The 20,460-nt window shown below is 51.5% G+C and carries 12 protein-coding genes and 1 other RNA gene; 12 read left to right on the forward strand and 1 reads right to left on the reverse strand.

Annotated features, from left to right (window positions below; all coding sequences use genetic code 11):
* The first annotated feature begins 75 nt into the window (after positions 1-75).
* From rnr to ltrA, 8 genes are all read left to right on the forward strand, one after another.
* Positions 76-3,192, forward strand: coding sequence for a ribonuclease R (gene rnr, locus ACFPPD_RS22730; RefSeq protein ID WP_209745968.1), 3,117 nt, complete (start codon positions 76-78; stop codon positions 3,190-3,192).
* A 154-nt stretch (positions 3,193-3,346) separates the two neighbouring features.
* Positions 3,347-4,279: an aspartate carbamoyltransferase gene (gene pyrB / locus ACFPPD_RS22735; protein ID WP_209745761.1), complete on the forward strand. Its 933-nt coding sequence runs from the start codon at positions 3,347-3,349 to the stop codon at positions 4,277-4,279.
* Between the two features lie 119 nt (positions 4,280-4,398).
* Positions 4,399-4,881, forward strand: a complete 483-nt coding sequence (gene smpB, locus ACFPPD_RS22740) for an SsrA-binding protein SmpB (protein WP_209745763.1) — start codon at positions 4,399-4,401, stop codon at positions 4,879-4,881.
* A 156-nt stretch (positions 4,882-5,037) separates the two neighbouring features.
* Positions 5,038-5,399: a transfer-messenger RNA gene (gene ssrA / locus ACFPPD_RS22745) on the forward strand.
* 836 nt (positions 5,400-6,235) lie between these two features.
* Positions 6,236-7,300: an AAA family ATPase gene (locus ACFPPD_RS22750; protein ID WP_209745765.1), complete on the forward strand. Its 1,065-nt coding sequence runs from the start codon at positions 6,236-6,238 to the stop codon at positions 7,298-7,300.
* Positions 7,300-9,096, forward strand: coding sequence for a vWA domain-containing protein (locus ACFPPD_RS22755; protein ID WP_209745767.1), 1,797 nt, complete (start codon positions 7,300-7,302; stop codon positions 9,094-9,096). Before ACFPPD_RS22750 ends, ACFPPD_RS22755 begins: the two co-directional genes overlap by 1 nt.
* A gap of 33 nt (positions 9,097-9,129) precedes the next feature.
* A complete protein-coding gene (locus ACFPPD_RS22760; RefSeq protein ID WP_209745769.1) occupies positions 9,130-10,134 on the forward strand; it encodes a hypothetical protein in 1,005 nt (334 codons plus the stop codon).
* A gap of 950 nt (positions 10,135-11,084) precedes the next feature.
* A complete protein-coding gene (gene ltrA, locus ACFPPD_RS22765) occupies positions 11,085-12,413 on the forward strand; it encodes a group II intron reverse transcriptase/maturase (protein ID WP_209745771.1) in 1,329 nt (442 codons plus the stop codon).
* A 768-nt stretch (positions 12,414-13,181) separates the two neighbouring features.
* Here the strand turns inward: ltrA and ACFPPD_RS22770 are convergent.
* Entirely contained in the window at positions 13,182-14,390 is a 1,209-nt protein-coding gene (locus tag ACFPPD_RS22770) for a glycoside hydrolase family 36 protein (protein WP_378083463.1), read from the reverse strand.
* 738 nt (positions 14,391-15,128) lie between these two features.
* On the opposite strand from ACFPPD_RS22770, the gene ACFPPD_RS22775 reads away from it, so the two are divergent.
* From ACFPPD_RS22775 to ACFPPD_RS22790, 4 genes are all read left to right on the forward strand, one after another.
* Entirely contained in the window at positions 15,129-16,001 is an 873-nt protein-coding gene (locus tag ACFPPD_RS22775; protein ID WP_209745777.1) for an AraC family transcriptional regulator, read from the forward strand.
* A 162-nt stretch (positions 16,002-16,163) separates the two neighbouring features.
* Positions 16,164-18,362 (forward strand): beta propeller repeat protein, encoded by a 2,199-nt coding sequence (locus ACFPPD_RS22780; protein WP_209745780.1) that lies wholly within the window; start codon positions 16,164-16,166, stop codon positions 18,360-18,362.
* An 11-nt stretch (positions 18,363-18,373) separates the two neighbouring features.
* Entirely contained in the window at positions 18,374-19,666 is a 1,293-nt protein-coding gene (locus tag ACFPPD_RS22785; RefSeq protein WP_378083467.1) for an aspartate aminotransferase family protein, read from the forward strand.
* 11 nt (positions 19,667-19,677) lie between these two features.
* Positions 19,678-20,451: an SDR family NAD(P)-dependent oxidoreductase gene (locus tag ACFPPD_RS22790; RefSeq protein WP_209745785.1), complete on the forward strand. Its 774-nt coding sequence runs from the start codon at positions 19,678-19,680 to the stop codon at positions 20,449-20,451.
* Positions 20,452-20,460: the final 9 nt, after the last annotated feature.

The raw sequence follows: 20,460 nt of genomic DNA on the forward strand, positions 1-20,460 counted from the left end.
TGAGGTCGCCTCCCCGGTTGACGAACGCCGGGAATGTATATACTAAGCGTAGGACGAGGTGAATAACGGATGCCGATGTGCACGGAGCAGGAGCTGCTCGATTTCATGCGGGAAACCGCGTACAAACCGATGACTTATAAGGAATTGGAGAAACATTTTGGCATAGATAACGCGGAGGACTTCAAGAGCTTCCTTCGCCTGTTGACCGAGATGGAGCAAGAGGGCCATATTCATAGGACCCGGACGGAACGTTACGGCGTGCCGGAGAGAATGAACTTATTGCGCGGAAGGATTCAGTCGCATCCGAAAGGATTCGCGTTCCTGATCCCCGACGATAAGGAACACCCGGATCTGTACATTCATGCCAACGACATGAAAGGTACGATGAACGGGGATATCGTGCTGGCCAGAGTGTCGGCGAAGAACGAGAACGGCAAGCTGGAAGGCGAGATCGTGCTCATCGTCAAGCGGGCGGTCACGCAGGTGGTCGGCGTGTTCACGAACCACGAGAGCTACGGCTTCGTCGTTCCGGACGACAAGCGGATTAATAAGGATATCTTCATTCGCAGCGAGAATTTCAAGGGCGCGGTGACCGGCCAGAAGGTCGTCGCGAACATTCTCACGTATCCGGAAGGGCGAACGGCCGCGGAGGGCGAAATCGTCGAAGTGCTCGGGCACAAAGACGATCCGGGCGTCGATATCCTCAGCATCATCCGTAAGCACGGTTTGCCGGAGAGCTTCCCGGGCGACGTGCTCGCCGAGGCGGAAGCGGCTCCCGACACGATCACGGAAGACGAGATCGCGAAGCAGGGACGCAGGGATCTGCGTTCGAAGACGATCGTGACGATCGACGGCGAAGACGCGAAGGACTTGGACGACGCGGTGAACGTGGAACGGCTGGAGAACGGCAACTACGTGCTCGGCGTGCATATCGCGGACGTGAGCTACTACGTGCGCGAGAAGTCCAAGCTCGACGAGGAAGCTTACAACCGCGGTTGCAGCGTATACTTGGTCGACCGCGTCATCCCGATGCTGCCGCACCGGCTGTCCAACGGCATCTGCTCGCTGAATCCGCAAGTGGACCGGCTGACGATGTCTTGCGAGATGGAGTTCGAGCCGGGCACGATGAAGCGGGTTCGCTACGACGTGTTCACGAGCGTCATCCGGACGACGGAGCGCATGACGTACACGAACGTGCGCAAGATTCTCGAGGGCGAAGATCCGGAAGTGACGGAACGTTACGCGGCGCTCGAGGATACGTTTAAGCTGATGCGCGAGCTGGCTATGGGGTTGCGCGATATGCGCATGCGTCGCGGCGCGATCGACTTCGAATTCCAGGAATCGAAGGTCATCGTGAACGAGCAAGGCAAACCGGTGGATATCGTGAAAAGAGAGCGGACGATCGCGGAGCAAATTATCGAAGAATTCATGCTGGCGGCGAACGAGACGGTGGCGGAGCATTTCCACTGGCTGAAGGTGCCGTTCTTGTACCGGATCCACGAGGAGCCGTCGAGCGAGAAGCTCATGACGTTCATGCAGTTCGCTGGCAATTTCGGATACGCGGTGCACGGGGGCAAAGGCAATACGGTGCATCCTCGCGCGCTGCAGACTTTATTGGAACAGATTCAGGGCACGAAGGAAGAAACGGTGCTTAGCACGATGATGCTGCGGTCGATGAAGCAGGCGAAGTACGACGCGGAGTCCCTTGGGCACTTCGGACTTGCCGCGGATTATTATTCGCACTTCACGTCGCCGATCCGGCGTTATCCGGACTTGGTCATTCACCGCGTCATCCGCGAGGTGCTCGAGAACGGCGGCACGCTTTCGGACAACCGGTACGATTCGCTGAACGCCCGCATGCCGGATATCGCCTCACAATCTTCGGAGCGCGAGCGGACGGCGGTCGAGGCGGAGCGGGACACGGCGAAGCTGAAGAAGGCCGAGTACATGCTGGACAAGATCGGCGAGGAATACGTCGGGATCATCAGCGGCGTGACGAGCTTCGGCATGTTCGTCGAGCTGGACAACACGGTCGAAGGGTTGATTCGTCTTAGCGATCTGACCGACGACTTCTATAACTTCCACGAGCAGCACATGGCGCTGATCGGCGAACGCACGTCGAAGATCTATCGTCTTGGCGACGAGGTGAAAGTTCGCGTCGGCAAGGTAAACATGAGCGACCATACGATCGATTTCGAGATGGTCGATATGAAGCCTCGCGGCGCGGGACGTTCGTTCGACTTGCGCGGCGGCTCCGGCGGGTTCGGCGGAGGCGGGGGCGGCGGAGGCGGGGGCGGTCGCGGAGGCGATCGCAAGCGCAAGAAGCTGAACGCGGCGGGACGCTGGGTCGGCATCGGCGGAGACGAAGGCGGACGCGGCGACGGTGGACGCGGCGGTCGCGGGGGTAAAGGCGACGGCGGCGGACGCGGCAAGCGCGGCGGCGGAGATGGCGGACGCGGCGGTCAAGGCGGCGACGCGGGGAACGCGGGTCGCGGCGATCGCAGCGGCGGACGGCGCGGCAGCGAATCGGGCGGCCGCGAGATCGGCCCGGGCGTCGCGGTGGCTGAGCCGGAAGCGCGCGAGGTAGAAGGCGCGGCACCGGCAACGGGCGGCGGCAAGCGCAAGCGGCGCAAATCCGGCGGCGGAGGCGGCAACGCGAACGGCGGGAACGGCGGCAACGCGCAGGCGGCTGTCGCGGTTACGGTGGAAGCTGCCGTGCAGCAAGCATCGGCGCCGAGATCCGCGGGCAAGCGCAGCGGAGGCGCTCCGGCGCGTTCCAACGACGCGGGACCGAACGCCAATCGCGGCAGCAGCTCGTTCGGAAGCGGCATCTGGAGCAACGGGGCGGCGACGCCGACGACGTCCAAACGCGGCGGCGCGAACAAGATCGATATGTGGGGTCTCCCTCGCTCCGGTAACTATAAGAGCAGCGACGACGGCACGGACGAGGGCATGTCCAACTACGGCAAGCGCAAAGGTCGCGGTGGCCGCGAAGGTAGCGGTGGACGCGGAAGTTCGCGTTCGGACGGCGCGGACAAACCGGGCGGCGGCGATCGTTCCCGCGGCGCGGCGAAGCCGCTCACGAAGGCGGAAGTCGCGGTGCCGAAGCCGGCCGGCGAGAAGAAACCCCGCAAGCGCAAGAAGCCGAACGCGGCGAAGGAATCCGGCGAGCAGCAAGCGCCGAAAGAATAAGCGAGCGGAGCCTTCCGGCCATAGGGCCGGGGGCTCTTTTTCGCATCGGGAGCGATTGCGCCGCGGATCGTCGATTCCATTTTACAAAGTTCGCCGTATCTTATAGGATAGTACTTGGTGTGCGAACGAACGGAATGTCGGGGAGGCTGACAAAATGAAACAACTGTATCACGTACTCGGGGCCAAGCAATTCGGAAGGGACGAGCTGGAGCGCTTGTTCGATTCCTCGAAGGAGATGGAGGACGTCGTCTCGCGCGGCGGGGACCGACGTCATCAAGGCAAGATCATGACGTCCTTGTTCTTCGAAGCGAGCACGCGGACCCGGCTGAGCTTCGAATCGGCGATGCACCGGCTCGGCGGTAGCGTCATCGGGACGGAGAACGCTTCGCAGTTCTCGTCCGCGATCAAGGGCGAGACGCTCGAGGACACGATCCGCATCATCAGCGGCTATAGCGACGTCATTGTCATGCGGCATACGGAGATCGGCGCGGCCAAGCGCGCGGCGGCGGTAGCGGACGTGCCCGTACTGAACGCCGGCGACGGCGCGGGCGAGCATCCGACGCAGGCATTGCTCGATGCATATACGATTCGCAAGCAGTTCGGCAAGATCGAAGGGCTGAAGATCGCCATGGTCGGCGACCTCGCGTACGGACGGACGGTCCACTCGCTGAGCTACATTCTGGCCAACTACCAGGACGTCATGGTGTACTACATCTCCCCGGACAACGTGCGGATTCCGGACAACGTGAAGAAGTACATGGACGAGAAGGGCATCCGTTACCAAGAGACGACGGATCTGGATTCGGTCGCGGGCACGGTCGACGTGCTGTACCAGACCCGCATCCAGAAGGAACGTTTCCCTTCGATGGAGGAGTACGAGAAAGCGTCCGGTCAATATATCGTTGACGCCGAGCTGCTGTCGCGCATGCGCCAAGACGCGATCGTGCTGCATCCGCTCCCTCGCGCCGGCGAGATCTCCGAGGAGATCGACAACGATCCGCGCGCGGCGTACTTCCGCCAAGCCGTGAACGGCGTGTACATCCGGATGGCTCTGCTCGACCAAGCGTTGTCGGAGTCTAAAGCGTAAGGAAGGTCGGTCTGTTGATGGCGCGGGCGAGCGCGTGATATAATGAATGTCCGGCGCTCGTTCGCGCCATTGGCGACGTAACCAGGCAAGGCATAGAAGGCGGAGGCAGGTGAAGGGAAATGGGCAAGAAAGACCAGTTCGACAAGCCGCTGGCTCAGAATAAGAAGGCGTCCCATGACTACTTCATCGAAGATGCCATCGAAGCCGGCATGGTTCTCACGGGCACGGAGATCAAGTCCCTTCGGACGGGACGCGCCCAGTTGGGCGACGCGTTCGCCACGATTCGTAACGGCGAGATGTTCTTGCACAACATGCACATCAGCCCGTTCGAGCAAGGCAACCGGCACAATCCGGTCGATCCGACCCGGGCAAGGAAGCTTTTGCTGCATAAGCAGCAGATTACGAAGATGCTCGGCTCCGTCAAGCGCGACGGGTACACGTTGGTGCCATTGCGCGTGTACATCAAGAACGGCTACGCGAAGTGCTTGATCGGCATCGGCAAAGGGAAGAAGCAGTACGACAAGCGCGAGTCCGACGCCAAACGCGACTCTCAACGCGATATCCAGCGCATCCTTCGCGAGAAGCAGAAGGTATACAAGTAAGCGACTGGCAACGTTGGCAGCATTATTTTCGCATCGGGCAAGACGCACGTGTTATAATAAACAAGCAAGACGAAATGAGATTTATCGTTTGTTCGACTCATCTGTTTTTCGGTGAGATTCCTGGTTTCCGACCGATTGGACGGACGACCACCTTTAGGGGCCGTTTTTGGATTCGACGGGGGTAGAACGAGCGTGGGTAGCGGGTAGTAGGGCTGCGTCTGCTTTAACAACGCGGAAAGCCATTTAAACGGCAAACAACAACCAACTTTAGCAGCAGCCTAAGAAACTGACTGTTAAGCTTCTACTCTCCATCGCCCATGTGGCGGGATAGGGGCCAACTCTAGTGGGATACGCCGTCTAGTCTCCGCCTGGGGCTAGCGGAAGAAGACAATCAGGCTGACCCGAAGGGAATCCGGTGACGGGGAGTCTCTAGGGTGACATCAAATCTGTCACTACACCCGTAGAAGCACATGTGGCGTTGCCTTCGGACAGGGGTTCGACTCCCCTCGGCTCCACCATAATAACTCTGACCGCATGAGGTCAGAGTTTTTTTGTGGAGCGAAATGGGGAGTCGCCCCGGTCCGAAGGAGGACAATGGGGTTCGATCGCGCGCAGGTCTGCCAAGGCAGACCGAGCACGCAATTCAATTCCACCGCTAAGGTTGTCATCGTCGAGTATTCTTCGTCAGCAAGTCCAATAATGAATTGAATACCCCGCGGCGAATAATAAAAACGCGACCCAAGAAACCGCCACGCAGTAGTCGGTTTCGTTTGGGGAGCCAAGGACAGGAACGGTTTCCGGAGGAGTGGGTTGTTTTAGAGGCAACGAAGGCTCATTATGCGGAAGGACATCGCTACATTGATGAAGTAATTGTAATTGATACGTTCGCTGATTCTACAGAAGCCCTTCGCCGCTACAGCGAACTGCATCGGCAAGAACCAGGCGTGAATATTGCTTCTTTCATACCTCTCGACCGGAACTAGTAGCGAGGGAACGCTATGCTGGAATCCGAGGACGCGAATCGCCGTTCCGTACATCATGAATCTCGTATCGTTTGGACCTGCGTCGTCGACTTTTTATTCATTGACTTTTAGACTATGGGTAAATATGATGTAAATAATTAGATGATTATGAAGGGAGGCGTTCGACGTGTTAAGTGCACATTCAGCAAAATTACAACAACTGCATAAACCGTTAGTTTCGGCCTCCAATCATAAGAATAACGTCTCATTGCGACATGCAGTTGGCAGTCAGTCCATCTGTTTGTAGTATAGGGAATCATTCATGATTGCTGTTCACCACAGGCCGATTGCCTGTGGTTTTTTATTTTCTTGAACGATGAAAGGAATGTTGTATGAATATATCCACTTCTCTAACGCAAAAACAATTAATTGAACTGCTATTAAATGTGGCTGTCGTTCGTCCGGTATTCGTATGGGGTGCACCTGGGATCGGTAAATCGTCACTCGTTCAACAATTTGCGGAAATGGTCGGGTTACCGTGTGTATCTTTGCTTGGAAGCCAGCTAGCTCCAGAAGATCTCATTGGAGTCCCGCAGATTGTGAATGGCAAAAGCCAATTTTGCCCGCCTAGCATGATTGCCAGAGAAGAGCCGTATTGCTTATTTCTCGATGAATTGAATGCCTGTACGCATGAGGTACAGAAGGCTTTCTACAGCTTGATACTGGAGAAGAGAATCGGCGATTACGTGCTACCGGAAGGATCGATCGTCATTGGAGCAGGAAATAGAGCCCAGGATAGCGCGATCGTAAAACCGATGTCCTCGGCACTCGTAAACCGGATGTTCCATGTGACGTTGAAGGTATCCCATCGGGAATGGCTCGAATGGGCCTATCAGAACGGCATTCATCCGCTCATTACAGACTATATCCAAACCAGGCCCGACCATCTGTGGGTGCAACCGCCCAAGCATGAAGAGCCATTTTCCACGCCTCGTTCCTGGCATATGCTTAGTGACGCCCTGAAAGAGTACGGCGATACTCCAACAGCCGAAACGATTGAGATTTTGGCCCATGGATGCTTGTCTCCCCAGCATGCTGGCCAGTTCAAAGCTTTTCATAAACAACTCGCAAATAAGTATCAACTGGCCGCCATTATGGAAGGCGAAGGAAATTGGCCCTATTTGCCAGAGGACCGGGACGTGCTATATTTCCTGGCGCAATCTTTCCGTTCACAGTTGATTAAAGAACTGCCATCATCAAAGGATGCGGTGTCGGAGCATCACAAGAAGCTGGCTCACCGTGCCAAGGCGCTGATTAAGGAGCTAAGCACAATCAGCCTCGAAATTGCTCAATTAGTGGTTGCGAAAAATAATGAAGATGAAGGCCTGCCGGATTGGTTCTTGGTTGAAGTTGTCCGGGATCTGCCAAGGCTTGTGCAGAAGAAGGATGCGAACTGATGGTGAATAAAAAGGTTGAGTTGGATCAGGCTGCAAAGCAGTTTCTTGAGGGGCTGGAGTTTATTAACCAGCACCCCATGTTTGCTCCGCTTGCATACCATGCTCAATTTGTCCGTAAGGAAGGGAACTTGTGTCCGGAGCAGGGATGGTCTGTCGTTACCGTAAACGGTCAAATTCATGTACATCCGAAGAAAAGGGCGGAGTCGCAGGAATGGGTTTACATTTTGGCCCACTGCCTGCTGCACTTGGGGTTCGGGCATTTTCAGGAGAAAGAACGACCGGACCTATGGAATGCAGCTTGCGATGTATTCGTCGCTAAGTTTCTAGGAGATATGAAACTTGGAAAACCGCCGAAAGATATGGATGCGGGGATCGATATTTCGGTGAAAACAGAAGATGACCTATACCGCGGTTTTCTGGAAAGAGGCTTGTCTGGCGGATTTTACGGCTTGGGAACGGCAGGACATGGATGCACGGATATGCTCTTGAAGCCTCCTAAGTCAAATTATTGGGACCGAAAAGTGAACTGGCAGGAGTGTTTCGGCAAAGGACTGGCAATGGCCGTCAGCAGCGCGGTTAAAGTGTCGGCCGGTTATGAGGCATACTTAGGTGCGGAAAAAGAAGCGCTGACATTAGCGCAAAAAGCGAAAAATTGGTTTATCAACAGTTACCCGCTCATCGGCGCACTGGCAGCTGATTTTAAGATTATCGAAGACCCGATTCTGTGCCAAAGATTGTCCATTTCCGTTGCTGCGGTTGACGCTGAGATGAAGGAAATATACATGAACCCGGCAGCGGGATTGGATGAGCAGGAGAACCGTTTCGTCATGGCGCATGAGATCCTTCATGTCGGGCTGCGACATCACGCAAGAGCGGAGGGACGTGATCCTTACCTATGGAATGTAGCTTGCGATTATGTTATTAATCATTGGTTGTTGGAAATGGGATTGGGAGCGTTCCCGCGTGTAGGCGGCCTACTCGACCCCGAATTGAAGGGTTTGTCCGCAGAGGCTATCTATGATCGTATAGTCACCGATATGAGACTATACCGCAAGCTGGCTACTTTTCGGGGAGTCGGACTGGGCGATATTATGGAGCCACGAACCCCGGATTGGTGGAACCGCAAGGATGGGATTTCGCTTGATGAGTTTTATCGCAGCGCTCTAAGCCAGGGACTTGTTTATCATGAGGAGCAGAACCGGGGGCTGCTTCCTGCCGGGTTGGTTGAAGAAATCAAAGCGCTAGCCCAACCGCCAATACCATGGGACGTCGAGTTGGCCAAATGGTTCGATCATTACTTTTCCCCTATTGAGAAGATTCGTACTTATGCGAGAGTGAGCCGCAGGCAATCTTCCACGCCTGATATTCCAAGACCGAGATGGATTCCGAACGCAGGGGATGAAGAGGGAAGAACTTTCGGTGTGGTATTGGATACGTCCGGGTCGATGGACAGCAAACTGTTGGCCAAAGCTTTAGGGGCTATTGCAAGCTACAGTATTTCCCGTGACGTTCCGCGGGTTCGGGTATTGTTTTGCGATGCGGCTGTCTACGATCAAGGATACATGGCACCTGAAGATATTGTCGATCGCGTAGCCGTAAAAGGAAGGGGAGGCACAATCATTCAGCCGGCCGTTGATCTATTAGAGTCGGCGGAGGATTTCCCAACTAAGGGGCCGCTTCTCATCATTACGGACGGTTACTGCGATCGACTAACCATTCGAAGGGAACATGCATTTATTTTGCCGAAAGGACAGTACTTGCCGTTTGTGCCTCGAGGGAAAGTTTTTCGGATCTGACACTTTGTAACCTGGGAATCTGGAGTGATATTAATGGGACAAAGAGTTAATTTGATCATCACCCGTTCCGACGGCGAATACGACTTGTATTACAATCATTGGTGCGCCAATACATTGCCTGTACATCTGTTCTGGGGACCCGAATACGCGGAAGCTTTTATCAGGAACCAGACTCTGGTTGATGAGTCCAGATGGCTTAACGACATTTGGGCTGAGGGCGGAGTGGTGATGGATGCGGGTAATCAGGTATTGCTTTTCTATGGCGGAGAGGATATTCAAAATGATATCCCGCTAAGAAAGCACTATCTTGCGTTAATGCAGCAGGTTTGGGAAGGTTGGGAACTGAGATGGGGTTATGAGGGAATTGCAGACTTAGCAGGATATGTCAGGTTTCCTATTGAGAAAGTGATTGCCTCGAGAGAGGTCGATCGAGGCGACATGAGTCTCTCGCCTCCCTCAGACCTCGAATGGACTGACACAATAGGAAGCATTCGGTTTGAAGACGGGGAGCTGCTCCTGTTTCCATTGGACGGGGGGGGTGAGGGTTACCTATTATGCGGCCAGGGCATGATACAGTCCATTCGTCGCGGATATGGCTACCCACGAATCAATCTCGGAGAATGGACGGAGGATTTTCCTACGGACGGGTTCCACATTGATGCGGTCGAGAAGACAATCGATCTGTGGCATGCGGGCGTGTATTCGAACCTTGTACAAAGGCTGCAACCGAAGTGGGCAGGCTGGAGAATTTCGGATCACTATTGCGATTACGAGAAGCAAGTCGAGATCACAAACGGCAGAATGGTTGTTCCTTTGCGGGACCGGGATGCATATCTCTTGTCACTGTCGCAAATTCTCTTGAAGGAACGTGGTAATCCGTTAAATTCCTTGTCCGAGGTCATTGAGCGGTTGTCGCAGGCCGGCAAGAAAGTCGAGGTGAGCCCATGGGCATATGCTCATGAGCAGTATGAAGTACCCCTCGATGTTCGGAAAAGCATTTTGCTGAAAGCCATTCATGCTTCTAATAAAATACTGTAAATTGTAAAAGCTAGCCTTAGGCTGGCTTTTAGCTTACATGTACGATTTGGTCGCGAATTTCACCATCCGGAAATTGAATGGTGCGTACGTTGACGACCACAACATCGCAAGAAAGAGATTCCCGAATAACCCCTCGTCTGACGGAAATTCCAATTTCGACGGTCCGAACAGAAAAGCGACGACAGGACCGTAAACGCCTCTTGGCCTAAGCCCCCCTGTCGCAATCGTCCGGATGACGAATAATTAGGTCCTTCACAAGTGTAAGTTCGGCTCCACCATAAGAACACTGACCGCATGAGGTCAGTGTTTTTTGTGCGCTTGGCAGCGCATTGACTAAGGAGTGAAAGTCTCCAGTATACCGCGAGGTGGCGGAAGTGCATAGCTGACACATAGTGCGTAGTTCGTAAGGATGCGTGCGGAGGATGTGAAGGCAAACCCCGGAACAGACGGCTAAACCAAGTTGGCTGGCGAGATCGGATAACTCTGCAAAAGAAGGGAACATCCAATACCACCGTTGATCTCGAAAGTTAGGAGGACTGGATTCGGGGGAAAGTTGATGACGTGACCCAAGGAGGTCTCATCGTTTCCGCAAAAGCGGTAAATTGCGAACAAAGCTGTGATGGCTAAGGAGCAACTATGGGTGGTGAGAAGTCAGACGTAGGGATAGTAGTGAACAAGCTTGCCGGAAAAGCCGTAATGGCAAGTGAATCGGCGCAAGTGTCGCCGATGCAAGCCCTGACCCAAAAGGCGGGGACTTGATGCGAAGCCCGAAACCGTAGAAGAGGAGTGCTGGAGTAATCGCCATGAGCCAGATAGAAGTCGGGGAGCCATGAAGTGCGAAGAACCGAGGTCGAACAAAAGGGTAGACCATCTGGAGCGTAGTACCAACGAACAAACCGGAACACTGCCGCAAGGCTACACGACCGGAACTTGAAGGGAAGCAAACGAGCATGGAGGAACAGACGCAAAGCGTCAAGCATTTCCGTGAGGGAGTAAAGAATGGTAAGAAACGTAGATGGTATAGCCTTATCGACAAGATATGGGCAACGCCAAACTTGGAGGAAGCCTTCCGAGAGGTCAAGCGAAATAAGGGAGTCGCAGGCGTGGATGGAATGACCATAAAAGCATTCGAATCCGGGTTGGAGAGCCATGTACAAGCTCTTCAGCACGCCTTGCGGACAAGGACGTACCGATCTAAACCAGTGAAGCGCGTCTATATCCCGAAAACGGACGGAACACAAAGACCTTTAGGCATTCCTACCGTAGGAGACCGAGTCGTACAAGCGGCGGCAAAGCGAATATTGGAACCTATCTTTGAAGAAATCTTTCTAGATTGTAGTTTTGGATTCCGACCAGGAAGAAGCGCACACATGGCTCTGCAGAAGATTCGCAAAGACCTGATGGAGGGATACACCTACGTCATAGATGCGGATTTGAAGTCCTACTTCGATACGATACCGCATGAGAAATTGATTGAAGCGGTGAGGGAAGAAGTGGTGGATGGGAGCGTATTGGAGTTGATTCGGCGCTTCTTGCAAGCAGGTGTTTTGGAGAACGGCAGTTTCCACCTCAACGAAATGGGCACGCCGCAAGGCGGAGTCATTAGTCCGCTACTGGCAAACATCTATCTGCATCCACTGGATAAGCTGATGACAGAGCGAGGACACCGAATAACGCGTTACGCAGATGACTTTGTCATATGTTGTAAAACGCCAAAGGGTGCACAAAGGGTGTTAAATTCGGTCGTTCAGTTCCTAGAGAAAGAGCTTGGTTTGAAAGTACACCCTGAGAAAACAAAAATCGTAAACAGCAGGATAGAAGCATTTGTATTTCTTGGGTATGTATTTCGACAGGGAAGAAAAATGTCTCCGTCGGACAAAGCAAAGCAGAAGTTTAAGGAACGCATGAAAGAGATAACGCGCCGAAACCAGACAGTGAATGTGGAGCAACTGGTGAAAAGGAAACTCAATCCGTACCTACGTGGATGGGGAAATTACTTCGCGCACGGACAAGGGAAAGTATTCTTTAAGGAAATGGATGCGTGGATACGAAGAAGACTTCGAGCAGTACAACTCAGAAGCTGGAAGAAAATCCGCAAATTGCACCGGGAACTAAGGCGCAGGAAGTTTACAGGAAAACTACCGCAGATGAGAATGACCGCTTGGAGGAATTCACACAGTTTTCACGCACAGTATGCTATACCCAATGCTTGGTTCAGCGAAATTGGTTTATGCGCGCTAACCGATCTTTACAATGAACTTCATCCCAAGAGGGGATAATTACTGGAAGAGCCGTATGCGATGACCCGCACGTACGGATCTGTGAGAGGCCCATGCAATTGCGCATGGGCCTACTCGATTGTGGAGTAAATTGGGGAGTCGCCCCAGTTCGAAGGAGGGCAAGGGGGTTCGATCGCGCGGAAGACTGTGGAGCAGTCTGAGCACGCAATTCAATTCTACCTATAAGGTTGTCATCGGTGAAAAGGCATCGTTAGTAAGTTTAATCGAGAATTGAATACCCCCCTTAAGGCGCCGCCATAGAAACACGACACGAGAATCCGACATGAAATGGTCGGATTCGATTGGGGAGTTGAACAAGGGAGTCGCCCCAGTCCGAAGGAGGGCAAGGAGGTTCGATCGCGCGCAGGTCTGCCGAGGCAGACCGAGCACGCAATTCAATTCTACCTCTAAGATTGTCGTCGTCGAGTTCGCATCGTCAGCAACTTAAATCAAGAATTGAATACTCCCCTTAGGCCGCCACCATAAAATAGCTCCCCAAGAAACCGACACGAAGTAGTCGTGTTTCGTTTGAGGAGCGATAGAGAAGTGTTGATAGTCAGGTCAGAAACCCTTTCAATTGTAAGAGACAAACCGCAAGCGGTTAAGCGCAACAGAGATGTTATCATGGCATTCTCCAAGCAGCAGATGAAAGAACTGTTGTCGATCTATGAATTGACATTCGAATATGAACAAGACGAAGATGGTCGGACCAGGTATCCTGCAGCCATTGTGTGTATTCCAACCATGAAGGGGTGAATGGGTGCAGTGTTACCCTATTTGACGCAACACCACTAAGCCGCCGGGGGGGACGTCTATTACCTGCAGGCCGCGTGTTTCTTCCATGCTGTATTCGGCAACGGTTTTTCCGGTGCAGCTTATGACGCGGACATTTCTCGTGCCCATCTGCTCCATGGCCTCGAAAGCGATCCGGTCACCGCGAGTTCCGTTCACGATAACGACTTTCGCCGGCTCCAACCCTTCCAGTCGGACAATCGTGTCTTGGTAGACGGCGGCAATCAAGCCATTGCTATTCCTCGCGATGACCAGTGGATAGAGCAGCTCAGGGTGATGAGGCTCCAAAGATCCATGAAGCAGCACGTCCCGATGCTCCCGCCAGAACGCAAGCCAGAAAGTCAGCATTTCCATGTGAGATTCGGGCAACGTATCCAGACGAACAGAAATTTGTGGGACGGAGAAGAGAACGTTGATCAGTTGCAGCGCTGCGCTGTCGGCAGGCTCGTCGGAATTCCACATGATCATGTCGGAATGCGCCGCAGTTTTCCCGCAGATCAGCCGAATATCGATCGTCCGGATCCGATTCTGAATGGCGTCGTTCGGGCAATCGGCCGCCCGGAAGATGTTGCCGTACTTACGCATGAGCGGGCTAATGTAGTTCTGTCTGAACTCGATCATGATGTCCGGCTTGATCGCGCGAAGCCGCTTCATCACCTCGCTCAGCAACACATCGACGGCTTGCGCAACGGATAAGTAGTCGTGACCGTCGTCCTCCTCGGCGTTATCATTGTCAGGCTGTCGGAACATATCTACAAAGTCAAGCTTAAAGCCGTCTAAATCCCAATCGAGCAGTGCTTTCTCGTAAATTCCGATGAGGTATTCACGTACATCCGGATAACGCGGATCAAGCACGCCGGCAGCCAGATCGTCCATTGTGAACAGCAGCTTGTCTTGATACTTGACCCAACTCTCGCTGTTACGGCCGACGAAAGGAAAGGAGTACCACAATAAATACTTCATGCCGAGCGCGTGGACGCGTTCGACGTGCGCTTTCATGTCCGGAATTTTCTCGCCGCAGACGAGCCAGTCTCCGCAATACGCATATCCTCTGGCATTATCCGATGTCTGCCAGCCATCGTCGACGATAACCGCATTGCAGCCTGATGCCTTGGCTAAGCTGCATTGCTCCTCGATTCCCTCGTGCGTTAACTGCTGATGGAACGTATACCAGGTTGAATACATAGGTTCGATCGCCGCAGCCGGTACCTCGGCGGGGCAATTAGATTCATAAGTGCTCCACCAGCGGCTTACTTCATCCAGGGAATTATAATAAGCGATCTCCCGAGTATCTACCCGAAGAGATGCCTCATAATGCGACAGAGGTGTCGTTGGCGTATCGAAAAGAGAGACGCAGCAAGCGAAGGTGGAGCTCTCTTCGTTAACGCCGGCATCGTACTTAATGATATTAAGCACATCCGAGAAGGCAAAAGTCAGTCGATTCAAACCCTCTGCGCTGAAGAGACAGGCCACGGGAGCCGAATAGGTGGATTTGGATTCGATAGGAGGGTACCAGTCGGCCCGCAATCCTTTGTTATATAGCGCTGTGGGATGCCACAATCCTTGAACGTCCACTATAGGATGAAACCAATTTATTTTAATTACGGGAGGTACCGTCGGCGAATCAGCTTCTAGGGTTAAATGAACGATTTCCACGCCTGCGGATTCGCGTTCCAGTCGCAGCGAAGCACGAAAGGCGGAATCCTCGCTTTCCAAATGGTACTCGTAAAGCCCTGCTATTTTAATTCGCATAGGATAATCTCCTCTTTAGTTCTAGTCCTTCTAATATAAATCGAGCGAGTGAAGAGTTGTAGAGGAGGATTGTGTTATAAATTATCTTTTTTGTGTTATCATACGAAGAATATGACCTAAATTCGTTTAAAAAAACAATGAATTTGTGTTTTTTTTGACTGGAGGGTTAGAATGCAAAATCGATTTACTGAACATTATATGAACTGCCGAATGGATACGGGAATCCGGCTTCATTACTGCGGAATCGAACAATGCGACCCTTCGCATCTGTACGGTCCGGCGATGCGCGACCACTATTTACTACACTATATCGTGCAAGGTTCTGGCGTTTTTACCACGGAAGGCTGTGATTATAAGCTAAAGGCCGGAGATAGTTTCTGCATGTTTCCCAACCAGCCCTCGTCCTATCGGGCGGATGCGAAGGACCCATGGACGTATTATTGGATTGGCTTTGATGGTCCCAACATGGCTGAATTTCTAGAGCTTGCTCAGATAACCGAACAGTTTCCGACTCATACGCATGCGGATCCGAAGAAGGCGGAATCGCTGTTCGCGGAGCTGATGCAATATTCCGAAGCAGATGATCTTGCCGCGGAGGCATACTGCTTGGGGTTGTTGCTGCAGATGCTCTCTTCCTATATGCATTTGCAAACCGGAGTCCGTCTCCCCTCTCCCCGCGAAACGAAAAGTCGAAGAGATTTCTATATTACGCAAGCCATACGGTTCATAGAAGAACATTACCAGAAAAGGATTAGCATCCCGTTGATCGCCAAGCAAGTCGGTCTTGAACGAGCTTATTTTACAAAGCTGTTTCAAGCGCATATGGGTGTCGCTCCCTACGAATTTCTGCTAAGGTACCGCATTGAGAAAGCCACATTGTTGCTGTGCCAGACGAATTTATCCATGCAGGCAATAGCAAACAGCGTCGGCTTCGACGATGCTGCCTACTTCGGAAATGCATTTGCCCGTCAAATGGGCCATTCGCCAACTTCCTTCCGTAAACATAACCAAAATCCGAAATACAAAAAAACCATAATCGAGTGAAATAGCAAAATGGCTGCCCGTATGTCACTTATGGGACAGCTTTTTTTCGTTGGAGATTATTCAATTTCGTTGATTTATTCCCTATACTAACAAGTTCGCATCTCATTAATATGATTATATATCGAAGTTCTTATGTAATAAGGGAAAGGAGCGAATATAAGTATGTTTACTTGGAAAAATTCGAACCTTGGCGGTGGCGGGTATATTACGGGAATTGTCCAAAACCCCAATAATAGGAACATCATCTATGCCAGATGCGATGTAGCGGGTGTTTTTAGAAGTACGGATCGAGGCAAGAGCTGGCAATGTATTAATAATGGGATGGCTGCATGCCATGATCACAGTGTGCAAAGCATGGCAATTAGCCCGCATAATGATCTCCTATTGTTTAGATGTTCGGGAGAGGCAAGAGGGAACGAAATGATTGGAAGTATCCATAAGTCAATAGATGGAGGAAATACGTGGACTCTCGTCTCGGAAGATGTCGATTTCTACGGTAATGGACCTACGCGCATGTATGGCGAGGTCATCGAAGTCGATCCGTTTCAACCGCAAACGGTAATTGCAGGCGGGTATTCACGAGGTTTATGGGTTAGTCAGGATGAAGGGATCCGGTGGACTTGTCAGGGATTAGTCGGCGAGAGAATCGGATTCGTTCATTTTCACCCCAATCAAAGAGGGCTCGTCTATGCATCGACCATCGGGGATTCCGCGATTTGCGATGGTTGGGATTATGAGAAAAAAGGGACGTTAAATAATTTTTTAACTCTGTTGCAGGATACACCCCGGGGACGTAACGGGAACTTATACATGTCTAACGATTCGGGTACAACATGGAGTTTGATTTACAAGAGATGCGATATGGTTGAGCTTGCTTTTCATCCTAATGATCCGTCCATACTGCTGGCAGCGGATATCGGACGCGGAATTCTCAAATCGGAGGATTTCGGGGAATCTTGGAACGAATGCGGTGTTGGACTCGATAACCATTTGATTATCGGTACCCTAACAGCGGATCCCTTGAATCCTGGATGTTTCTACGCTGCTGCGCATGTGCGCCCGCATCATAAGGATGCTCCTTCTATTGCTATATATCGAACGGATAACTGCGGAGCAGACTGGTGTCTAATAAACTTGCACAATGAGGATGATTTGTATGATTACCCTGATTATATGAATGTTAGGTGGGCGGGGTGGGCCATATCCAAGGTAATCGTGGACAAGGAGTTTTCCAATAGACTTTACATGAGTAACTGGTACGGTGTGGCTGTTAGCGAAGATCGCGGTCTAACATGGAATGCCAACGGGTTTCGGGGGACAGAAACGATTTGTGCCGAATCTGTATATATTCACCCCACCAACCATAAAGTCTTCGTGACGCTGGCGGATTATACCCCCGTAATTAGTTCGGATGGAGGTGTTTCCTATAAAAGCACATCATTCGCGGCGGATAGACATCCTGCAAGTAATGGTATCGTCGCTTCGCGGCATGATGAATCATTCATGATGTATGGCATCGTCGGTGATGAGAATAAATTCGGGTGTATGGTAAGAAGCAAGGATGGAGGCATAACGGGAGAGATCGTGAAGGAGTGGGATAAGGGGCTATTCGTGCAGGTGTTGGCGGAGGATTCTCAACATCCAGGATCTTTCTATGCGCTAATAGAAGGGAAATTAAAACAGGGTGCCGGGATTTATCGAACTTCCGATTGGGGAGAGAGTTGGAATCGAATTAACGATCCCTTCACCAGCGAAATAGAAACTTTACCCCATCAAGCCTATTGGATTGAGAATGAGCTTTTATCCGTCGTCGTTTATCAAACCAAAAACGCATGTGGAACGAATCAACTCTTAGCGGTTGATCCTCACCATGCGAATACCCTATATGTCGGGGAAAGAACCGAGGGACTGTTCGTAACTAGAAATTGTGGAAATTCATGGATAAGAGTAGAGGGGTTGCCGTTTCATAATCATCGCGCTTCGGTATTGAATCTGATTAAGGCGGATGAAGAGCGAGAAGGCTGGCTCTATGCAGGATTTATTCGGGAAGGGCTGTGGAGGAGCAAGGACGGAGGCGTGAGCTGGAATAAGCTGTTTCCTCTCGATGATCGAATATTTAATGCCAGTTCGGTAGCTGTTAGGGATAGGGAAATGGTTATCGCTTGCGAACCTCTTTATTGGTCTAACAGTCCTTCATCGGTTTGGTACAGTCAAGATTTAGGCGATACTTGGTGCGATATTACGGATCCATCGTTGGGTGCCTTAAGGTGGAAGGGAATAGGCTTCGATACAAACACGGATCTTCACATTATTGGAGCAACCTGCGGAAACGGCCTCTACATCGCCCAAATAAATAAATGAAAGGGGATCTTATGAAACTCGAACAAAACGATAGGTTATTTGATGAAGCGAAGAAATATACGCCTGGAGGAGTCCATACCTCGATACGAAATGTGAATCCTCATCTCGTGTTTACGAAAGCAGAAGGTGCCTACGTTTATGATGCTGATGATAATCGCTACCTTGATTATCAAGCTGCATTCGGACCTTTTATATTAGGTCACAACCACCCTTATGTGAATGAGAAAGTAAAAACAGCGCTTGATCGGACGGATCTGTACGGATTCGGCACAACGGATCTAGAAATCGAGCTTGCTCGAAAAGTATGCCGGCATGTTCCTTCGGCGGATAAAGTATTATTTTGCAATTCAGGGTCGGAGGCGACTTATCACGCTATTCGATTGGCCAGAGCGGTTACTTCCAAGAAAAAGATTATTAAATTTCAAGGCTGCTACCACGGTTGGCACGATTATGTTGCCGTCAATATGTTAAGCGCATGGGATAAGATTGGACAGAAGGACCCTGGTTCAGCCGGTATGTTGGAGGAGGCTATCGAACATACGCTTATTTGCACCTTTAACGATTTAGAGGATGTCGCTCAACAATTTCAGAAGTATAAGGGTGAAATCGCCGCTTTAATCATAGAACCGATTCCTCATAATATCGGATGCATATTGCCGGAAAAGGGGTTTCTGGAGGGGCTCCGAATCCTTTGCAACGAGAATGATTCATTGCTCATTTTCGATGAGGTGATTACCGGATTCCGGCATCATATTGGCGGTTATCAAGCGATAGCCGGCGTCACGCCTGACTTGACTACCCTGGGGAAAGCTATGGCTAATGGTTATCCGATTGCGGCTATAGCCGGCAAAGACAAGTATATGTCTAGATTTAACACAAACCCGGGAGGCGACGTTTGGTTTGCGGGAACGTATAACGGGCATGCCGTAGGCACTGCAGCTGCGATTGCCACCATTGAAGTCATGGAAACACTTCCAGTCCATGATCATATTTTCCGTCTCGGGGAGAAGATGCGCTCAGGTATCCGGGATATTCATGAACGGTTAGGAATATCCTCATTCGTTGCAGGGATCGGTTCGGTATTTACGAGTTATTTTATGGACTTTGAAGCGAAGAACTATACGGATTTACAACATAACGATGCGGATTTCTATGTTCAATATCGCCTTAAGCTGTTGGAAAAAGGAATTTTCAAAGTTCCGATGAACCTTAAGCGGAATCATATCAGCTTTGTCCATACGGATCAGGATATCGAGTATACTTTGGCTGCTATAGAGTCGGTATTAATAGAAATGCGTAAATAAGGAGGCTGAAGATGTCTATGGGAAGATTAGCGGGAAAAACCGCGATAATCACAGGGGCAGCCTCTGGTATTGGAAGGGAAACCGCTAGGCTGTTCGCTGAGCAGGGGGCTAACCTTGTGCTCGTTGATTGCGACGATAAAAAGCTTAATGAATCTTTAAATGAGGTCAACTCCTTAGGTACAACGGCAATAGCGGTTTGCGGGGATATTTCTGAAGAAGACCTATTAAAGTCAACCGTTGACCAAACCATTAATCAATTCGAAGCTATCGATGTCGTGTTTAACAATGCTGGAATTATGCCTTCCGGGGATATAACGTCATTCGAAACGACGCTATGGCGGAGGGTGCTGGATGTGAATGTGACATCCATGTTTATGATGTGCAAGCATGCGATTCCCAAGATGTTGGCACAGCGATCGGGTTCAATCATCAATACTTCTTCAGTAATGGCGGGATTAACGGAACCAGGCTACTCGGCGTATACGGCTTCGAAGGCGGCGATCATCGGGTTAACGAAAGAAATAGCCGTATCGTACGCCGAACAAGGCATACGTTGCAATGCCATTTGTCCCGGATGGGTGAATACGGAAATGAACGTCAAGCTGGCCGAAGAGCTAGGGGGCATGGATAAGCTCTATCCGATTATCAAAAGACAACAACCGCTTGGCAGGATGGCTACAACTCGGGAAGTTGCCTATACGGTATTATTTTTGGCATCCGATGAGTCATCGGCAGTTACAGGTTCCAGTCTTTATGTGGATGGCGCAGCGTCGGCAGCTATCTAAGCAAGGAGA

Origin of the sequence: Cohnella suwonensis, from assembly GCF_042655365.1 — a bacterium.
GTDB lineage: Bacteria > Bacillota > Bacilli > Paenibacillales > Paenibacillaceae > Cohnella > Cohnella suwonensis.

What these genes read in the sequence shown, in the direction of transcription:
- rnr (WP_209745968.1), top strand. Translation starts at nt 76, where the DNA reads ATGTGCACGGAGCAGGAGCTGCTCGATTTCATGCGGGAAACCGCGTAC.
- pyrB (WP_209745761.1), top strand. Translation starts at nt 3,347, where the DNA reads ATGAAACAACTGTATCACGTACTCGGGGCCAAGCAATTCGGAAGGGAC.
- smpB (WP_209745763.1), top strand. Translation starts at nt 4,399, where the DNA reads ATGGGCAAGAAAGACCAGTTCGACAAGCCGCTGGCTCAGAATAAGAAG.
- ACFPPD_RS22750 (WP_209745765.1), top strand. Translation starts at nt 6,236, where the DNA reads ATGAATATATCCACTTCTCTAACGCAAAAACAATTAATTGAACTGCTA.
- ACFPPD_RS22755 (WP_209745767.1), top strand. Translation starts at nt 7,300, where the DNA reads ATGGTGAATAAAAAGGTTGAGTTGGATCAGGCTGCAAAGCAGTTTCTT.
- ACFPPD_RS22760 (WP_209745769.1), top strand. Translation starts at nt 9,130, where the DNA reads ATGGGACAAAGAGTTAATTTGATCATCACCCGTTCCGACGGCGAATAC.
- ltrA (WP_209745771.1), top strand. Translation starts at nt 11,085, where the DNA reads ATGGAGGAACAGACGCAAAGCGTCAAGCATTTCCGTGAGGGAGTAAAG.
- ACFPPD_RS22770 (WP_378083463.1), bottom strand. Translation starts at nt 14,390, where the DNA reads ATGTATTCAACCTGGTATACGTTCCATCAGCAGTTAACGCACGAGGGA.
- ACFPPD_RS22775 (WP_209745777.1), top strand. Translation starts at nt 15,129, where the DNA reads ATGCAAAATCGATTTACTGAACATTATATGAACTGCCGAATGGATACG.
- ACFPPD_RS22780 (WP_209745780.1), top strand. Translation starts at nt 16,164, where the DNA reads ATGTTTACTTGGAAAAATTCGAACCTTGGCGGTGGCGGGTATATTACG.
- ACFPPD_RS22785 (WP_378083467.1), top strand. Translation starts at nt 18,374, where the DNA reads ATGAAACTCGAACAAAACGATAGGTTATTTGATGAAGCGAAGAAATAT.
- ACFPPD_RS22790 (WP_209745785.1), top strand. Translation starts at nt 19,678, where the DNA reads ATGTCTATGGGAAGATTAGCGGGAAAAACCGCGATAATCACAGGGGCA.